Here is a 17,005-nt window from a genome sequence, read left to right as displayed (position 1 = left end):
ATTTTTTCATGCTCTGCCGACCATTGAACATCGGCACAATAAAAGGAAGATTCTGATGCAGATGCTGGGAGTAGATATTGGGGGGTCCGGGATCAAGGGCTGCCTGGTCGACACCGAAACCGGGGAGCTGATTGGCGAACGCCACCGCATCGCCACACCGCAACCGGCAACCCCGGCCGCCGTGGCACACACCCTCAAGGCGCTGGTCGAGCACTTCCAATGGAAGGGTCCCGTGGGGTGCGGTTTTCCCGCCACCATCCACAACGGCATCGCCAAGAATGCCTCCAACATCGACAAGAGCTGGATTGAGACCGATGCCGCCCACCTGTTTGCCGATGTGACCGGCCTGCCCTGCCATGTCCTGAACGACGCCGATGCGGCCGGTCTGGCGGAGATGCGCTTTGGCACCGGGCAGGATCGCCAGGGGGTCATCATTCTCATCACCGTCGGCACCGGCATCGGTACCGCCGTCTTCGTCAATGGCCAGTTGCTGCCCAATACCGAGCTGGGTCACCTGATGCTGGAAGGCATGGTGGCCGAACACTATTGCTCCGATGCGGTGCGCAAGCGCGAGGATCTTTCCTGGGGCCGCTGGGGCAAACGTTTCAACAAATACCTGGCTCGCCTGGAGTTTCTGTTCTCCCCCGACCTCTTCATCCTGGGGGGCGGCAGCGCCGCCAAGCTCGACAAGTTCATCGACAAGATTGAGACCCGGGCTCCCCTGGTGGCGGCCGCGAACCTCAACCAGGCCGGCATCATAGGCGCCGCCCTCTATGGCGCGGCCCGGCAAGGGAGCTGACCGCCAGCAACATCAGAAGACCCGGCCCGTGCCGGGTCTCTCTCATTCGGGCTCAGAGATCGTCGAGGCGATGAGCACCGTGTACCAGACGGGTCAGGCGGGATTGGGCCATGGAGGCCAGGGCTTTCAGCAGCGCCGCCGTGTCGGGCGTGGGGCACTCCCGGGCCAGACGTTCCAGCTCGCCGATGAGCCTCTCCTCCTGGCGTGACACCAGGGCCACTATCTCCGCGGGCTGGGTTGTGGCGGGCAGCGCCAGACGATCCCCCTCGGCCAGCAGATCCTCCCCAAACCCCTGATCCAGCCAGGTCTCCTTCACCGCGCTGCCCATCTGCTCGCGATAATCGTGCAGATGAGCCGCCGCGGCATCCTCCCGCCCTTGCAGATAGGCCAGCAACATCCTGCTGCGCTCAGCATCCACCCGGGGGATCTGGCGCCCGTAAATGTGCCCTTGCCGATGATGAAGCTCCTCGAGATAGAGCATCAGGTCCTTGATCTGTTGGAATCGCATCTCGCCTCCCTCCTGGCATCCACCTGCAGCCAGTATAGGGAGCTGGCATGTCGACACGGCCACGAACTGGTCATTTATTGTTCTGCATCAATGAGATGGAAAAGAAAGCAGAAAAAGAGACAGCAGGAGGAAGGGGAAACCGGCAGCGATGCTGCCCGGACAACCGGGCACCTTGCCCGAAGGGAGGCATCAAATCGACGACATAAAAGATATTTACCAGCTTATATTCGGACTGGAGTCATCAAATCGGAATCTAATATTGATACTGGTGGTGATACCTCCACACCATAGTCAAATGGCGGGAATCCTTATCCATTTTTTAGACGTCTAGACGTAAAAACATGCGTTGACACAGCCATCCGGACATCTTAGCATCATCCTCCATGATGACAGAGCTACCCAGTGAAACCTCTGCCCAATTTACCCGCCTGTAGCGCCCTATGCTTTAAGGCTGTTAGCACGGAAGAATCCATGATTAAGTTGATCGGTCTCAACAAAGTCTACGGTAAAGGCAGTGATGCCGTGCACGCCCTGCGTGACGTGAGCCTGCATGTGCCCCAAGGCAAGATCTTCGGGGTGATCGGTGCCTCCGGTGCCGGCAAGAGTACCCTCATCCGCTGCGTCAACCTGCTGGAGCGCCCCACCGAGGGGCAGGTCATCGTCGATGGCCAGGACCTGGTCGCCCTCAGCGAGCGGGATCTGACTCAGGCTCGCCGCCAGATCGGCATGATCTTCCAGCACTTCAACCTGCTGGCCTCTCGCACCGTCTCCGCCAACATCGCCTTCCCGCTGGAGCTGGCGGGCTGGAGCAAGGACAAGATCCAGAGCCGGGTCAGCGAACTGCTGGCCCTGGTCGGGCTGGAAGCCCGTGCCCACGCCTATCCGTCCGAGCTCTCCGGCGGGCAGAAGCAGCGCGTCGCCATCGCCCGTGCCCTGGCACCGGCTCCCAAGGTCCTGCTGTGTGACGAGGCCACCTCGGCCCTCGACCCGCAGACCACCCGCTCGATCCTGACCCTGCTCAAGGAGATCAACGTCAAGCTGGGGCTCACCATACTGCTCATCACCCACGAAATGGACGTGGTGAAGGGGATCTGCGACGAAGTGGCCATCATCAGCGACGGCCGTCTCATCGAGCAGGGGGAAGTGGCCTGGTTCTTCAGCAATGCCAAGACCCAGCTGGCCCGGGATTTCATCCACTCCACCATCCACCTGGAAGTGCCCCAGGAGTATCAGGATCGGATGAGTAGCGACCGGGTGCCCGGCAGCTATCCCCTGGTGAAGCTCGGCTTTACCGGGACCACGGTGGATTCGCCGCTGATTTCCGAGGCGAGCCGCCGTTTCAACATCGACATCAGCATCCTGAGCGCAGACATCGAATACGCCGGTGGCGTCAAGTTCGGCTTCCTGCTGGCGGAACTGTTCGGGGACGAGGCCCAGTGCGAGGCCACCCAGCAGTTCCTCATCGACAACCACATTCAGCTGGAGGTAATGGGTTATGTCCGAAGCAATGATTAATCTGCTGATTTCGGCTCTGGGCGACACCCTCATCATGGTGTTTGCCTCCGCCCTGTTCGGCTGCCTGCTCGGCCTGCCGCTCGGCGTGGCGCTGCACGTGACCAAGGCAGGCCAGATCCTTGCCAATCCGCTGCTCAACAAGGTCCTGGGCGTCATCGTCAACGTCGGTCGCTCGGTGCCCTTCATCATTCTGCTGGTCGCCATCATTCCGTTGACCCGCTTCATCGTCGGCACCAGCATCGGCACCATCGCCGCCATCGTGCCGCTGACCGTGGGCTGCATTCCCTTCATCGCCCGCCTGGTGGAAGGGGCCCTGATGGAGGTGCCTGACGGCCTGCTGGAAGCGGCCAAGGCCATGGGGGCCAAGCCCCTGCAAATCATCGCCAAGGTGCTGCTGCCCGAGGCCCTGCCGGGGATCCTCAACAGCGTCATCATCACCCTCGTCACCCTGGTGAACTACTCCGCCATGGCAGGTGCCATCGGAGGCGGTGGTCTCGGTGATGTGGGTATTCGCTACGGCTACCAGCGTTTCGATCCCACCGTCATGCTAGTCACCGTGGTCATTCTGGTGGTGCTGGTTCAACTCATCCAGAGCGCGGGTGAGCGCCTGGTCAAACAATGTGATCATCGTTAATCGTCGATTTCTGACAGGAGGTTTTTATGAAATTGGGCATCAAATCCGCAGCAGCTGCGCTGCTGGCAACCCTGGTACTGGTCGGCTGCGGCCAGAAGGAAGAGAACAAGACCCTGAAGGTGGGCGCCATCGCCGGTCCCGAGACCGAGCTGGTTGAGACCGCGGCCAAGGTTGCCAAGGAAAAATACGGCCTGACCGTCGAAGTGGTCACCTTCTCCGACTACGTCACCCCGAACGTGGCCCTGAACGACGGCAGCGTCGACGTCAACGCCTTCCAGCACAAGCCCTACCTGGATGCCCAGATCCGTGATCGCGGCTTCAAGCTGGTGCCGGTCGGCAACACCTTCGTCTACCCGATCGCCGGTTACTCCAAGAAGATCAAGGCCCTGTCCGAGCTGAAAGACGGTGCCCAGATCGCGGTGCCGAACGATCCGACCAACCTGGGTCGTTCCCTGATCCTGCTGGAAAAGCAGGGCCTGCTGAAGCTGAAAGAGGGTGCCGGTCTGGAAGCGACCGTACTGGACATCGCCAGCAACCCGCGCAACTTCAAGATCGTCGAGCTGGAAGCCGCACAACTGCCGCGCTCCCTGGAAGACGTGGATCTGGCCATCATCAACAACACCTTCGCCGGTCAGATTGGTCTGACCCCGACCGAGAACGGCCTGTTTGTCGAAGACAAGGAGTCCCCCTACGTCAACCTGATCGTTGCTCGCGAGAACAACAAGGACGACGAGAAGGTCAAGGAGTTCGTCCAGTCCTTCCAGACCGACGAGGTCTTCAAGAAGGGAACCGAACTGTTCAAGGGCGGTCTGGTGAAAGGTTGGTAATCACTCACTCTGGAAAAAAGGCCACGTCAAGCGTGGCCTTTTTTTTTACCCCCGTTATCATAGCCAGAAGCACGGCAACACGAAAAACAGAACAACAATGAAGAAATGGTATCTGGCCTACTGCAAACCCAAGGAAGAGGCCCGCGCCCGCGCCCATCTGGCAGCCCAGGGCGTTGAATCCTATTACCCCATGGTCGAGATTGAAAAACTGCGGCGAGGCAAGCGCGTGCCCCAGCGCGAGCCCATGTTCCCCAACTATCTCTTCATCTACGTGGATCTGGAAGAGGTCACCCCGGTCACCCTGAAATCGACCCGGGGCATCAGTCGCATCATCCACTTCGGCAAGGAGTGGACCCCCGTCAGCAGCCAGCTGATCTACCGGCTCATGAGCCGGGACGACAGCGACGAGGCGCGCGCCAGCTATGCCCGTCTGCCGACCCAGGGAGACAAGGTACTTATCGAATCCGGCCCCCTCGCCGGGTTTGAAGCCATCTATCTGGAGCCGGATGGCGAAAAGCGGGCCATCCTGCTGGTCAACCTGCTCAACCAGGAGACCTGCAGCAGCTTCGAAAACCAGGCCTTCCGCCGCCTGGAGTGACCCGTCCTGTCGGCAGAAAGAGCCACAGGGCAGTACACAAGACACCATCCCCCTGATTCCGAACGGTCAGGACCGCACCTGCGACGTGCATCCTTCCACCACCAGGTTGTCGGGCCGAAAAAAACGGGGCAGACCCAGAGGTCTGCCCCATTTTTCTCTCCCTTGCGTCAGGCATCCAGTTCGAAGCGGCTGATGGCCGATGTCAGTCTCCCGGTCTCCCGGGTCAGGCGGGCGGCGATCTGCTCCCCCTGCTGGCCATGTTCGCTGGACTGATGGCTGAGCCCGGCAATCTCCTCCACCGTGCCCGCCACCTCCTGCGCCGCCCTTGACTGCTGCTCGGTGGCGGTGGCGATGGCGGCAAGCTGGCCGCTGAGATCCTGCACCAGCGTCGCCATCGACTCCAGGGTCTCGGTCACCGAGGCCACGGCGCCGCGCCCCTGCTCCACCAGCAGGGTGCCGCTGCCCACGGTATCCGCGGTCTCCCGGGTCTGCTGCTGGATGCTGGCAATGGTCTGGTTGATCTCCATGGTCGATGCGCTGGTGCGGCTGGCCAACTGCCTCACTTCATCGGCCACCACGGCAAATCCCCGTCCCTGCTCACCGGCCCGCGCCGCCTCGATGGCCGCATTGAGTGCCAGCAGATTGGTCTGCTCGGCGATGGTGGCGATCACTTCGGTGACCCTCCCCACCTGCTCGCTCTGGCTGCTGAGCTGCGTCATCGCCTGGTTTGCCTGGGCAATCATGGCACCAATCTGCGCCATGGTGGTCCCCATGCGGGCGAGGGCCTGCTCCCCCTCCCTTGCCTGTTGCTCGGTCTGGCGAGCCGCTCCCGCCGCGTCCGCAATGTTGCCCGCCACATCCCGGGTACTGACCGACATCTGCTCGATGGCGGCTGCCACCGCATCGAGCCGCTGATTCTGGCTTGCCAGATCATCCACGATGGCATTGGTGGTCTGGCCCACCTCGCGGCCAGCCCCTTCCACCTGACCGACCGCCCCCTGGATCTCCCCCACCAGTTCGCGCAACTGTGCCGACATTCGGTTGATGGAGCCCGTGAGCCCTCCCAGCTCATCCTGACGAAGCACGGGCAAGGGGGTGACGGGGAGGCGGCCATCGGCCACCAGGCCCGCCCGTTTCACCAGGCTGGCGATGTCCCGGGTCAGGTGCCGGCTGAACAGCAGGGCCACCAGGGTGCCCAGCAGGATGACACTGGTGGTGGCCAGCAGCAGGGTGCGATGAATGGTCTGACTGGCGGCCGCCATCTCCCCCGCCATCTTGTCCACCTCGGCACGGGTATGGGTCACCTGGGTCGCCAGCTGATCCGCCAGCCGGGTCAGGGCGGGCTCTATCTCGGTGGCCATCAGGTGGTTGGCCCTGTCCCAGTCCGGGGCCTGGCGCTTCTCGATCACCTGGCCGACCAGCTCGGCAAAGGGGGCTGACATCTCTTCAAAGAGCGTCCAGAGCCCCTTTTGTGCCTCGGTGAAGTTGGCCTCTTGCTGTTTCAGCTCGGCCACCCGCTGCTGGTGAAACTGGTAGTAGTCCCGGTACTTGTCCAGGTACTCCTTCTCCCCCGAGATGAGGAAATCCCGCAGGGCGGAGAGCGCATTGCCCAGGCTGTTGTAGGCATCCCCCACCTGCTTGAGCAGCAGGCGCCTGTCACCGGGCAACGTCGCCTGGGGCGTCGCCACCTCTTCATTGGCAAAAGACTGCAACTGATCGAGGGCCGACTCCGCCAGGGGGCCGGCCTCCAGCAGCATCAGGGTGTGGGCGGGCAGGTTCTCTTCGGTGTGAGCCAGGGCCCACACCTGTGACTGTGCCCCCTTGAAATCCTTGAGTGCCCGGGTCAGGTCGGGGGTGAAACGCTGGCGATCGATGGCGTGCCAGGCCTCTTCCCACTCCTGCTTGATGCGATCACCCTGTGCCGGATCCTTGCCGAGTATGAGATAGGCCCGCAGGGATGAAACGGTGGCAATCAGGGCTTTCTGGCTCGCCTCGTCCCGCTGCAGGGCGGGCAGGGCCTGGGCCAGCAAGGCATCTTGCGAGCCTTCGATCCGGCCGAGCTGATGATAGACAAGGGCGGAGGAGAGAATGATGAGCAGGTTGATAAAACAGAAGCTCAACAACAACTTGCTTGATATTTTCATGGCCATCCTTGGAATTCGTCGGGCATCCTGCCCGGGATTAGCGTCTGATGAGCGCGGGCAAACGAGCCTGCCAACCCTGATGCCATCCCATCAGCTCCTCGCGGGGCATGGGACGGGCGGAGAAGAAGCCCTGGCATTGATCGCACCCCAGTTTCGCCAGCAATTGCCAGGTCGCCTCATCTTCGACCCCCTCGGCCACCGATTTCAAGCCCAACTTGCGAGCCAGCTCGATGCTGGACTCGATGATGGCTAGGCGAGAGGGATCTTCATAGCAGCGATCCACGAAGGATCTGTCCAGTTTCAACTCGGTAAAGGGGAGCAGGGCGAGCTGCTGCATGGAGGAGTAGCCGGTCCCGAAATCATCGATGGAGAGACCAAAACCGTGCATCCGCAAGCGGGTCAGCACCTCCAGCGACTTGCCGAGATCCTTGACGAAAGCGCTCTCGGTTACTTCGAGGGTGATGAGCTCGGGGTTGATGCTCCAGCGCTGGCAGTGGCTGAGCAGGGTGTTGCACAGATCCCCCTCAATGAGGGAAGTGGTGGACAGGTTCATCGACAGGTTCAGGGAGAGCCCTGTCTTCTCCCACAGGTGGCCGTCCCGCAGAGCCTTGCCGATGATCACCTCGGTGAGCGGGTCGATGAGCCCGTTGTGCTCCGCCAGCGGGATGAAACGGGCCGGCGAGATGAGGCCATATTCGGGGTGCTGCCAGCGGGCAAGCGCTTCCATGCCGAGCCACTCCCCGTTGTGAAAACCCACCTTGGGTTGATACCAGGGCAGCAACTGGTCCTGATCCAGCGCCCGGCGCAGCTCATCCAGGGTCAGGTGATAACCATCCTCCTCCTGGCTGCGTACCTGCTGGGGCCGCCAGGCACCGATGAGCTGCGCGATCTGCTGGGGAGACGCGGGTTTCTCGATGCGCCCCAGCACCTGCAGGCCATAGGCCCGGCTCATGCGCAGCACGGCATCGACCACGTCATCCTCCAGGGCGCTGCACAGCACAATGCCGCCGCGGAACCCGCCAAGGGAGAGGCGGCGCAGCAGCGCCATGCCATCCATGCCCGGCATGCGCAGATCACAGAACAGGATGTCGACCCTGTGGTGCTGGCACTGTGCCAGCGCCTCCTCCCCGTCCTGCGCCTCCAGCAGGTTGCCGTAGCCCAGTCCGCGGATCTGGTGCATCAGGGCCTTGCGCTGGAAGTTGTGATCCTCCACCACCATGATCGCCAACTCATGCCGTGCGCTATTCATCGAGCCATAACCCCGTTTCACCTCTGATAGAGTCCATCAATGCCTGTACCGCCCTGGCCAGGTCATCGAGCTTGTCCAGTTGTTTCAATCTGGCCGCCGCCTCCAGCCGGGCCGCCTCCTCTGCCAAAGCCTGCTGTCCTACCATGCGCGCGGCCCCCTTGATGCGATGTGCCGTCTCCACCAGCGCCTGGGTATCCTGGCTGGCCAGCGCCAGCCTCATGTCCTCGCCATCCTGCTCGTTGGCGTCCAGGTATTCGCTGGCCATGCTGCGAGCCACCGCCTCATCCCCGAACAGGGTCAACCAGCTTATGCCTGGCAGCTGAACCCTGGCTTGCCGGGGCGCCTCCGAGGCGAGCTGTTCTTCCTGAGTCGGCAACCAGCGTCCCAGGGTCTGGCTCAGGGCATCCAGGCTGTAGGGCTTGAACAGCATGTCGTTCATGCCGGCATCACGCATCTGTTGGCTCGCCTCCTCAGAGGTATCGGCCGTCACCCCGATAATGGGAGCACTGTCCCCGGCATCCCGCAAGGCTCGCGTGAGGGCATAGCCATCCATCACCGGCATGTGGCAGTCGGTCAGCAGCAGGGCGAAGTCCTGCCCCTGCCAGGCGCGCAGCGCCTCCTCGCCATCTTCCACCACCTCGGACTCGAGCCCCAGGATAGCGAGCTGTCTCGTCAGCAATGCCCGGTTGACGGGGTGATCATCGGCCACCAGCACCCGCCCCTTGAGCTTCTCCCCCTCCATCCCCTTCGACTGGCTCGCCTGCTGGTTGAACAGTGACTGGCAGGTTTCCAGCAACAGATCCGGGTAGAGAGGCGATTGTCCCAGTCGCCACCAGGCGTCGCCACCCATGCGCCCCCGCAGGGCCTCATGGGGAGAGAGTACTATGCCCTTGAGGTTCGAACGCTGCAAACAGGCCAGCCAGTCACTGCCAAGGGCCTGCTCCAGGTGATTCTCCTGCGCCAACAGATGCCCCTCGAGGGGCTGCTGCCAATGGTGTGCCTCCATGCGTACCAGTCTGGCGCCCAGCCTGGCCATCACCGATTCCAGCCCCTCATCCTCCCCAAACCACCACCATACCTGGCCGGTCAGGGGGGGCGCTTCCCACTGGCACTCGGCCAGAGGCAACGTGAAAGTCACGCAGGTGCCCATTCCGGGGGTACTCTCCAGGGTCAGGCTCCCCCCCATTTTCTGGGTGAGTTGATGACAGATGGCAAGCCCAAGCCCGGTGCCGCCAAATCGGCGGTTGGTGTCGGACTCCACCTGCTTGAACGGGATGAAGAGGGTGCGCTGCTGCTCCAGGGCGATGCCGATCCCGGTATCCCGGACCCGGAAGGCCAGCCGGTCGTCTTCATAATCCACCTGGATGGCGATCGCCCCCGCCTCGGTGAACTTCACCGCGTTGTTCAACAGATTGGAGATCACCTGCCCCACCCTTATCCCGTCGATGCAGGCCAGATCCGGCACCGTCTTCCCCCACCGCAGCGTCACGTTGAGCCCTTTGCCATAGGCCAGGGCCGCATGTCCCCGGATGACATCGCAAATCACCGAGGTCAGGCGGCAGTGATGGGGGTGCAGTTGCAACTGCCCGGCTTCCATCTTGGAGAAGTCCAGGATGTCGTTCACCAGATAGAGCAGATGGTTGGTGGAGGTCGAGATATTGCGCAACATGTAGCGCTGATCGTCGTCCAGCGCGCTCATTTGCAGCAGCTCCAGCATGCCGTGCATGCCGGAGATGGGAGTGCGAAGCTCATGACTCATGGTGGCGAGGAAGCGGCTGCGCGCCTGGGTCGCCTCCTCCGCCACCCGCCTGGCCTGGCGCAGCTCCAGCTCCTGGCGCTTGAGCTTGGTGATGTCCTGCACCACGCCGTTCAATATGACCCCTTCAAGCCCCTCCTGGTGAACGAAGTGACCACGGATCTGCAAATAGCCCGCCTCCCCCTGGCGCCGGATCTCCACCTCGAGATCCAGCGGCTGCATGCTCAGGGCATGACGATCCACCGTGGCCACGAAGTCCTGGTGCGCCTTGCCTGTCAGCCCCAGGATGGAGGCACCGGTGACCGCCATGCCGACCAGGTCCTCTTCCACCCCCACCATCTCCCTGACCCCTTGCGAGGTGTAGAGGAAGTGCCCCTTGCCCGGCCCAAGCCAGTGATACTGATAGACCAGACCCGGCATGCTGTCGGTGATCTGGGTCAGCCGGGTCTGCGCCTCCTGGGCCGCAAACCGCGCCTGCTCCAGCTCGGTCACGTCGGTCAGCACGGTCAGGATCCCGAGCCGCTTGTCATCGGGCCCCGCAAAGAGCCGCTTGGTGTAGATCATCTGGTGCAGGCGATCGTCATCAAACCGGATCTCGCCCCGACCATGAAGCTCCTCTCCGCTCTCCCAGACGCTGGCATCCTCCTCCATCACCCTGGCGCGGATCGACTCGGGCAATCGATCCTGGAGCAACCGCTCATAGGAGCCCGTCAGGTTCTCCCCGCCGAGAAACATCTGCCGGTACGCCCGGTTCGTCATTGCCACTTCATAGCGCTCGTTGGTCAGCACCACCTGGTTGGGCAGGGCATCCAGCATCATCTGGACAAACACCAGCTGCTCCTCGAGCCGCCGCTCGGCCTCCCGCCGCTGGCTGATCTGGCGGCGCAACGTCCGGTTCCAGCCCATGAACAGCAAGAGGCAGAGCAGGAAAATGCCGCCGCCAAGGGAGGACCAGAGCAGCACCGTCTTCGGATCCAGTCCCGTCTGTATGGTCAGGGAGAGCCACTTTTTCTCCAGGGCGGAGAGCTCGTCGGGGGGAATGGCGATCAACACCTTGGTGAGGATCTGCTGCAGCATGGGGTCCTGCAACTGGGTCGCCATGGCGATGGGTACCCGCAGGTCGCTGCCGGAGAAGACCACCTGGTAGCGGTCGCTGAATCCCTTTTGCAGCGACTGCTCCAGGGTGGTGGTGCTCATCAGCACATAGTCGACCTTCTGCTGGTCCAGCAGGGGCAGCAATTCGGCATCGCTGGCCACCGGCACGGCGATGGCCCCCACCTCGCTCAGCAAGACCTGCTCCACCGAGCCCCCCACCATGCCCACCCTGTGCCCTTTCAGTGCCCTGGCGGCGGTGAGCTCGGCCATCCCCTGCCTCGCCACGACCACCCGGTTGATCGACGCGTAGTTGGGGGTAAACCGGGCAAACTGCTGACGCTCCGCGGTGGGAGTCATGGCCGGGATGAGATCCAGCTTGCGATCCTGGAAGAGCGCCATGCTCTGGGCCCAGCTCCGGGTCGGCACCAGGGTGAACTGGAGCCCGGCACGCTGGCTCATCAGTGTCAGCAGATCGGCAATGAGCCCCTTGAGCCGCCCCCTGTCGTCCACCTCGCTCATCCCGGGCCAATCCGGGGCAACCCCGTAGCGGATGACCGGATGTGCTTGCAACCACGCCTGCTCCTGCGGATTGAAGACGATCTCCCTGCTCCTTTTCACCAGGGCATAGTCGAGGATGTCCCCCGCCTCCAGAATGGCGCGACGCTCCAAGGGAGAGATATCCTCGAGGGCCCGCTCCAGCAGTCCCTGCAAGACATCATTCCCGGGCGCCACGGCCATGGCGAGGGAGGTATCCCTCATCCAGTCGATCCTGGCCAGCGCCATGCCCGCCATGGCTTGCAGCCTGTTCAGCATGGGCAGCTCGGCCAGATAGGCATCCGCCTTGCCCTCCTTGAGCATGAAGATCGCCTCGTCACGGCTGTCGGCCGTGATCAGATTCGAGATCCCAAGGCGCAGCAGCTCATCGCAGGCGCTGACACCGAAGACGCAGACCCAGCGCACCCCATAGGCCTCCTCCAGAGAGAGGCTCTCCCGTCCCCCCGTCAACAGCACGGCCCGGGGCAGTGCCATCAGCTCGGAGGTAAATTGCATCTGCAGGGTGCGGGTCGGGCTCGGCGCCACCCCGATCAACATGTCGACCTTGCCATCCAGCAAGGCCTGCTGGACCGCCGCATTGTTGGCATAGGCACGGTAGCGAAGGCTCACCCCCAGCCTGGCTGCAATCTGGGAGGCGAACTCATCCAGGGGGCCGGTGAAGTTGCCGCGCCCATCGGTATAGACATAGGGTGGCCAGGCCGCCGAAGGCATGCCGACGACCAGTTCATCATGGGTGGCAAGCCAGTGCAGTTCGTCCAGGGTGAAGTTGCTCTGGTCCAGTTGCGCCGGCACAGCCGCAACCATCAGGCTCCAGAAAGCCAGACCACATAGCAGGATGAGACGACAGCAGCGGCGGAACATTATCAACTCCCATACGAAACGGAGGGGGATCATAGAGTGTTTGGCGCAATGTGCGACAACTAAATTGAGACAATGCTCATCAGGAAAGAAAAATGGCAGGCCCAGGCCTGCCATCCACCAGGTCGGGGGCCATGCCCCCTCCCATCAGGTTATTCGGTTCCCGAGCCGGAAACCGGTTTGAAACTCCCGCTCACGGATGTGGGCGATCTGCACATTTTGCCCTTCCAGCCCGATGTCTTTGAGCAGGGCTGGCGAAAGGTGCAGGTAGCTGACGCGACGCTCCAGCCGGGTGATCCTTTTTTGAACCAGGGTCTCTACGTGGCGCAGCAGGGCGAGTTCGATAGACATAATATTCTCCAGTTGAACGTGCGGTTCCCCCGGAGAGAGGTGATCACCCTGCGGGACAACCGCGGGTGATGAAAAAAGCAGGTGTTACCTGTCCCCTCCACGCGGCAAATAAAGAGCACGAGTCTTCGCGCTGCCAGAGCAGCGATCGAACGCAACGTTGAACATGGAATGTTGCATGGTCGTCTCCTTACCGTGTGAAAGTTGAACAAGTTGCCGCAGTGTAAAAAAACACCGAATTTTACGCAATATCTCTCCCACCCATATGGGTGGAATGCGGCCAAAAAGAGGTTCAGTCAAATCCCTGACAACAGCCGGAACTCCTCCAGCGCATAGGTATCCGTCATGCCGCTCACATAGTCGAGCAGCAGCCGCACCCGGTAGTACCACTCCTGCTCGCTCTCCTTTTCGAAACGGGGATCCCGGCTCGCCACCGCCAGTCGATACGCCTTGAGGTGGCGGGCAGAGAGGCGGTGGAACAGCCGTCGGGCAAAGAAGAGCTCGCTCCCGCCGTTGCCTGCGAGCAGCCGCTCGAACTGGCTGGCGGGCAGGGCCAGCAGGCAGGCGTAGGTGGAGAGCACTCCGCGCAGGGCGGCATAGCCTTCCAGCTCCAGCGCCTCCACCTCCGGGCGCATGAACACCAGCTCGCGAGCCACCCGCTTGAGGGTATCGAGTACCCGGGCTGCCGGAGCCTGGCCGTGCAGCAGCGCCTGGGGATAGGCCCCGCTCAGGATCTGATCGTGCTCGGCCACATAGGTATGGGCGGCAAGCGCCACCAGATCCCGGGTCAGATGCTGGCGAAAATGGGGGAAGAACCCCCGACCGGAGGCAAGCGCCTCATCGAGCAGGTCGGCCATGTAACCGCCCTCGTCCGCCTCGCGCAGGGCTGTCAGCAGCTCGCTCTGGGTGAGGATGCGCCTGTCCACCGCATCCTCAAGATCGGCGATGCAGTAAGAGATGTCGTCCGCCGCCTCCATGATGTAGACCAGCGGATGACGGCACCCCTCGGCCAGCCCCAGGCTCTGGCCGAGGGCACGATAGAGGGGTTGTTCGCTGAAGAAGATGCCGCGCTTGCTGGTCCAGCCGTGGTGCTGACCATAGCCCTGGGGATGGTGCAGGCCCGGCAGGGGCTGCTGCGGGTATTTGCACAGCGCCGCCAGCTGCCCCAGGGTGAGGTTCAGCTCATGGAGGCTGTGCACCAGTCGCAGGCTCTGGGCATTGCCGTCAAACACCAGCAGATCCTGGCGAAGGGTTGCCCATTGGGGGCTCGGCAACTGGTCGTGGGCACGGGCGAAGAGGCCGTCCAGCTCCTGGGCAAGCCACTGACTCATCACCTGCTCGCCGAAATGGCCAAACGGCGGGTTGCCGACATCGTGCAACAGGCAGGACATCTCCACCAGATTGATGAAGGCCCCCTCGCACACCACTCCGTCCGGCAGCGCCGCCAGGATGCGGCGACTGATCTGGCGACCGGTCTCCTGCACCTCCAGCGAATGGGTGAGGCGGCTGCGCACCGAGGCTTTCACATCGAGCGGGAAGACCTGGGTCTTCTGCTGCAACCGACGCACCGGCGCCGCCTGCACGATGCGGGTGCGGTCCTGCTCCGTCGCCTCCAGCAGGTCTTCGTCTCCCCAGGGGTGAATGCGCTCGGGGGGGATCAAACGGTCATACATGTCGTGGCTCCTTGCCTGAGGCGTCGTGTCTACGAGAGCAGCCAGCGCCGCAGGCGGGCGATGTCACCCGGGTATTCCCGGCGCAGGGTTTCAATCCAGTCTTCCACGTTCTCCCACCAGGCGGGGTGATCCGGGCTCTGGATAAGCTGGGCCGTCTGCTGCAACCGGCGCAGGCCGATGGAGCCCGCCGCCCCCTTGATCTTGTGGGCCTCCTCCACCACACCGGCCTGATCCCTGGCAATCATGTTGGAGTCGAGCACCGCCATGTAGTCCGGCATCATCTTCTCGAACAGCTCGACGCTGGAGAGCAGCACCGGCTTGCCGACCGTGCTGGCGTAATCGGTGAGGAAGGGCAGATCCAGCAGGGCATCCTGATGGTGGACATCGTCCTGCTCGTCCGCCTCGTCCCCGGCGAGATCCGCAAACAGGTGGCCTATCACCTCCCGCACCGCCTTGGAGCCCAGCGGCTTGTTGATCACATCCTGCATGCCGTGATCCCGGTAGTACTGGCGATCGCCGGTGGCATTGGCGGTGAGCGCCACCATGGGGGGCAGGCTGTCGCCGTAGCGCGCGAGCAGTTGCTCCGCCACATCGAACCCCGTCATATCCGGCAACTGGATGTCGAGCAGGATCAAGTCGAAATCATCCGGGTTGGCCATGGCCAGCGCCTCTGCACCATCCCGCGCCACCTTGACCTGATGGCCGAGCTTGTTCAGCAGAGCGCAGGCCACGGTCACGTTGAGCTCCACATCCTCCACCAGCAGGATGTCGAGGGAGGGCATCTCGGGCTCCGGGGCCGCGGCCTTGGGCTCGACGCAGTCCACCTCCAGCTCGGCGGTGAAGCAGGCGCCTTCGCCCGGGTCGCTGTCCACATAGAGTTGACCACCCATGGCCTGCACCAGCTGGCGGGAGACCGCAAGACCGATGCCGGTACCGGTGGCGTGCTTCTTGCCCTGCACCTGATAGTACATGGCGAAGATCTTCTCCTGCTGGGCGCGGGGAATGCCCACCCCGGTGTCTTCCACCTCGAAGTGCAGCGCCAGCTTGCCCGGTTCATCAGCGGCGTGGGCGAGACAGCGTATGGTGACGCCCCCTTCATCGGTGAACTTGACCGCATTGCCCACCAGGTTCCACAGCACCTGACGCAGCCGGGTGCCGTCCGCCATCACGAACTGGGGCATGTCGCCGTCCCGGTCGAAGTGCAGGTAGAGCCCCTTCTGCTCCGCCTGGATGCGCGACAGCGTCTCCAGCTCGTCGAGGAAGGCGGGCAAATCCAGCGGAGCCGGCGCAATCTCCAGCCGGCGACGGTCGAGCTTGTCCAGATCGATGATGTCGTTGAAGATGTTGCCGAGCGTCACCGCGCTCAGGTGGATGGTCTTGAGCTGCTGCTGCTGTCTGGCATCGAGGGGCGTATCCATCAGCATCCGGCTCAGGCCGACGATGCCATTGAGCGGGGTGCGCAGCTCGTGGCTGATGGTGGAGATGAAGGTGGTCTTGTCCCGACTCGCCTTCTCCAGCTTGTCCTGATACTGCTTGCGCTCGGTGATGTCGCGACCAAAGCCGAGCAGGCCGAGCCGCTTGCCGAAGCGGTCGAAGAAGGGCACCTTGCGCAGCTCGAAGTAGGCCTTGCGGCCATCGGGATACTCCAGCCACTGCTCATAGGTGAGCGGCTCGTTCTGGGCGAAGACCTGCTTGTCGGTCTCCACCACCTTGCTGGCGATGTCGTGCTTGTAGACATCGAACGGGGTCAGGCCGATGAGTTCCGCCTCCACCTTGCCGGTGAGCTCCTCCATGGCGCGGTTGCAACCGGAGAACTGCTCGTCCTCGTTGCGGTAATAGACCAGATCGGGGGAGCAGTCGATGAAGGAGCGCAAGAGGGCGGTACGCTCCCCCAGATGCAGCTGGGCCTTCTCCCGCTGGAACACTTCGTTCTCGAGATCCTCGATGGCTTGCTGGCGCAGGGTCTCGGCCCGGTTGGTCTCGGCGATCTGGGCGTTGAGCCGGCTGATGTTCTCCTGCAACTGGCTGTTGAGCTCGAGATCCCGCTCGCGCATGTCTTGCAACTTGCGCACCATCCGGGTCAGCCGCTGGCGGGAGTCCTCCAGCTGATCCACCACGATGGAGAGAAAATAGACGGCCCAGGGGGTCACCAGCAGGCCGAAGAAGACAGAGCGCACCAGGTCGACGATGTCCACGGTGCCGCGCAAAAACAGGGTCACCCCCATCTGGATCGACACGGCCAGCACTATGATGGCGGTGGCCAGGAACATGCTGAAGCGCACCAGTCCCAGCTTGGTCATCAGGTCGACGTAATATTGCGCCCAGGATTTGATCTGCTTCATCTCGTTGTTTTCTCCCCTTTTCTTGCGCAAACAGGATACCAGTACGGCGCCATGAACTCTTGTCCGTCGCGTATTCAATTATTGATTAACGTCACACTCCGGCT

Annotated in this window: 12 protein-coding genes; 5 read left to right on the top strand and 7 right to left on the bottom strand. The window is 62.7% G+C overall.

Translation table 11 applies throughout. From position 1 onward, the window contains the following. Positions 1 to 55: 55 nt before the first annotated feature. A complete protein-coding gene (gene ppgK, locus BN1120_RS15050; RefSeq protein ID WP_042016688.1) occupies positions 56 to 799 on the top strand; it encodes a polyphosphate--glucose phosphotransferase in 744 nt (247 codons plus the stop codon). A 52-nt stretch (positions 800 to 851) separates the two neighbouring features. Here the strand turns inward: ppgK and BN1120_RS15045 are convergent, their stop codons facing one another. After that, a complete protein-coding gene (locus BN1120_RS15045) occupies positions 852 to 1,307 on the bottom strand; it encodes a hypothetical protein (RefSeq protein WP_010673186.1) in 456 nt (151 codons plus the stop codon). Positions 1,308 to 1,778: 471 nt separating this feature from the next. Between BN1120_RS15045 and metN the strand changes: the two genes are divergently transcribed. From metN to rfaH, 4 genes are all read left to right on the top strand, one after another. Beyond that, positions 1,779 to 2,822: a methionine ABC transporter ATP-binding protein MetN gene (gene metN, locus BN1120_RS15035; protein ID WP_039040957.1), complete on the top strand. Its 1,044-nt coding sequence runs from the start codon at positions 1,779 to 1,781 to the stop codon at positions 2,820 to 2,822. After that, entirely contained in the window at positions 2,803 to 3,456 is a 654-nt protein-coding gene (locus BN1120_RS15030) for a methionine ABC transporter permease (protein WP_029313844.1), read from the top strand. The genes metN and BN1120_RS15030 overlap by 20 nt, the downstream gene beginning before the upstream one ends. A 26-nt stretch (positions 3,457 to 3,482) precedes the next feature. Then, on the top strand, positions 3,483 to 4,283 hold the full coding sequence (gene metQ / locus BN1120_RS15025; RefSeq protein ID WP_042016686.1) for a methionine ABC transporter substrate-binding lipoprotein MetQ: 801 nt from the start codon (positions 3,483 to 3,485) through the stop codon (positions 4,281 to 4,283). Positions 4,284 to 4,380: 97 nt separating this feature from the next. Further along, positions 4,381 to 4,881: a transcription/translation regulatory transformer protein RfaH gene (gene rfaH, locus BN1120_RS15020; protein ID WP_010673182.1), complete on the top strand. Its 501-nt coding sequence runs from the start codon at positions 4,381 to 4,383 to the stop codon at positions 4,879 to 4,881. Between the two features lie 167 nt (positions 4,882 to 5,048). On the opposite strand, the gene BN1120_RS15015 is transcribed toward rfaH, so the two are convergent. From BN1120_RS15015 to arcB, 6 genes are all read right to left on the bottom strand, one after another. After that, positions 5,049 to 7,025, bottom strand: a complete 1,977-nt coding sequence (locus BN1120_RS15015; protein ID WP_042016685.1) for a methyl-accepting chemotaxis protein — start codon at positions 7,023 to 7,025, stop codon at positions 5,049 to 5,051. A 37-nt stretch (positions 7,026 to 7,062) separates the two neighbouring features. After that, positions 7,063 to 8,274, bottom strand: coding sequence for an EAL domain-containing response regulator (locus BN1120_RS15010; protein WP_041214588.1), 1,212 nt, complete (start codon positions 8,272 to 8,274; stop codon positions 7,063 to 7,065). After that, a complete protein-coding gene (locus BN1120_RS15005; RefSeq protein WP_042016684.1) occupies positions 8,267 to 12,541 on the bottom strand; it encodes a transporter substrate-binding domain-containing protein in 4,275 nt (1,424 codons plus the stop codon). The genes BN1120_RS15010 and BN1120_RS15005 overlap by 8 nt, the downstream gene beginning before the upstream one ends. A 144-nt stretch (positions 12,542 to 12,685) precedes the next feature. Beyond that, on the bottom strand, positions 12,686 to 12,889 hold the full coding sequence (locus BN1120_RS20920; protein ID WP_080768051.1) for a hypothetical protein: 204 nt from the start codon (positions 12,887 to 12,889) through the stop codon (positions 12,686 to 12,688). A 293-nt stretch (positions 12,890 to 13,182) separates the two neighbouring features. Then, entirely contained in the window at positions 13,183 to 14,559 is a 1,377-nt protein-coding gene (gene dgt / locus BN1120_RS14995; protein WP_041214586.1) for a dGTPase, read from the bottom strand. 29 nt (positions 14,560 to 14,588) lie between these two features. Further along, positions 14,589 to 16,901, bottom strand: a complete 2,313-nt coding sequence (gene arcB / locus BN1120_RS14990; RefSeq protein WP_039040952.1) for an aerobic respiration two-component sensor histidine kinase ArcB — start codon at positions 16,899 to 16,901, stop codon at positions 14,589 to 14,591. Positions 16,902 to 17,005: the final 104 nt, after the last annotated feature.

The sequence above is a fragment of the Aeromonas caviae genome (assembly GCF_000819785.1).
In the GTDB taxonomy this organism is placed as follows: domain Bacteria; phylum Pseudomonadota; class Gammaproteobacteria; order Enterobacterales; family Aeromonadaceae; genus Aeromonas; species Aeromonas caviae.
This window is presented reverse-complemented; position numbering and strand designations above follow the sequence as displayed.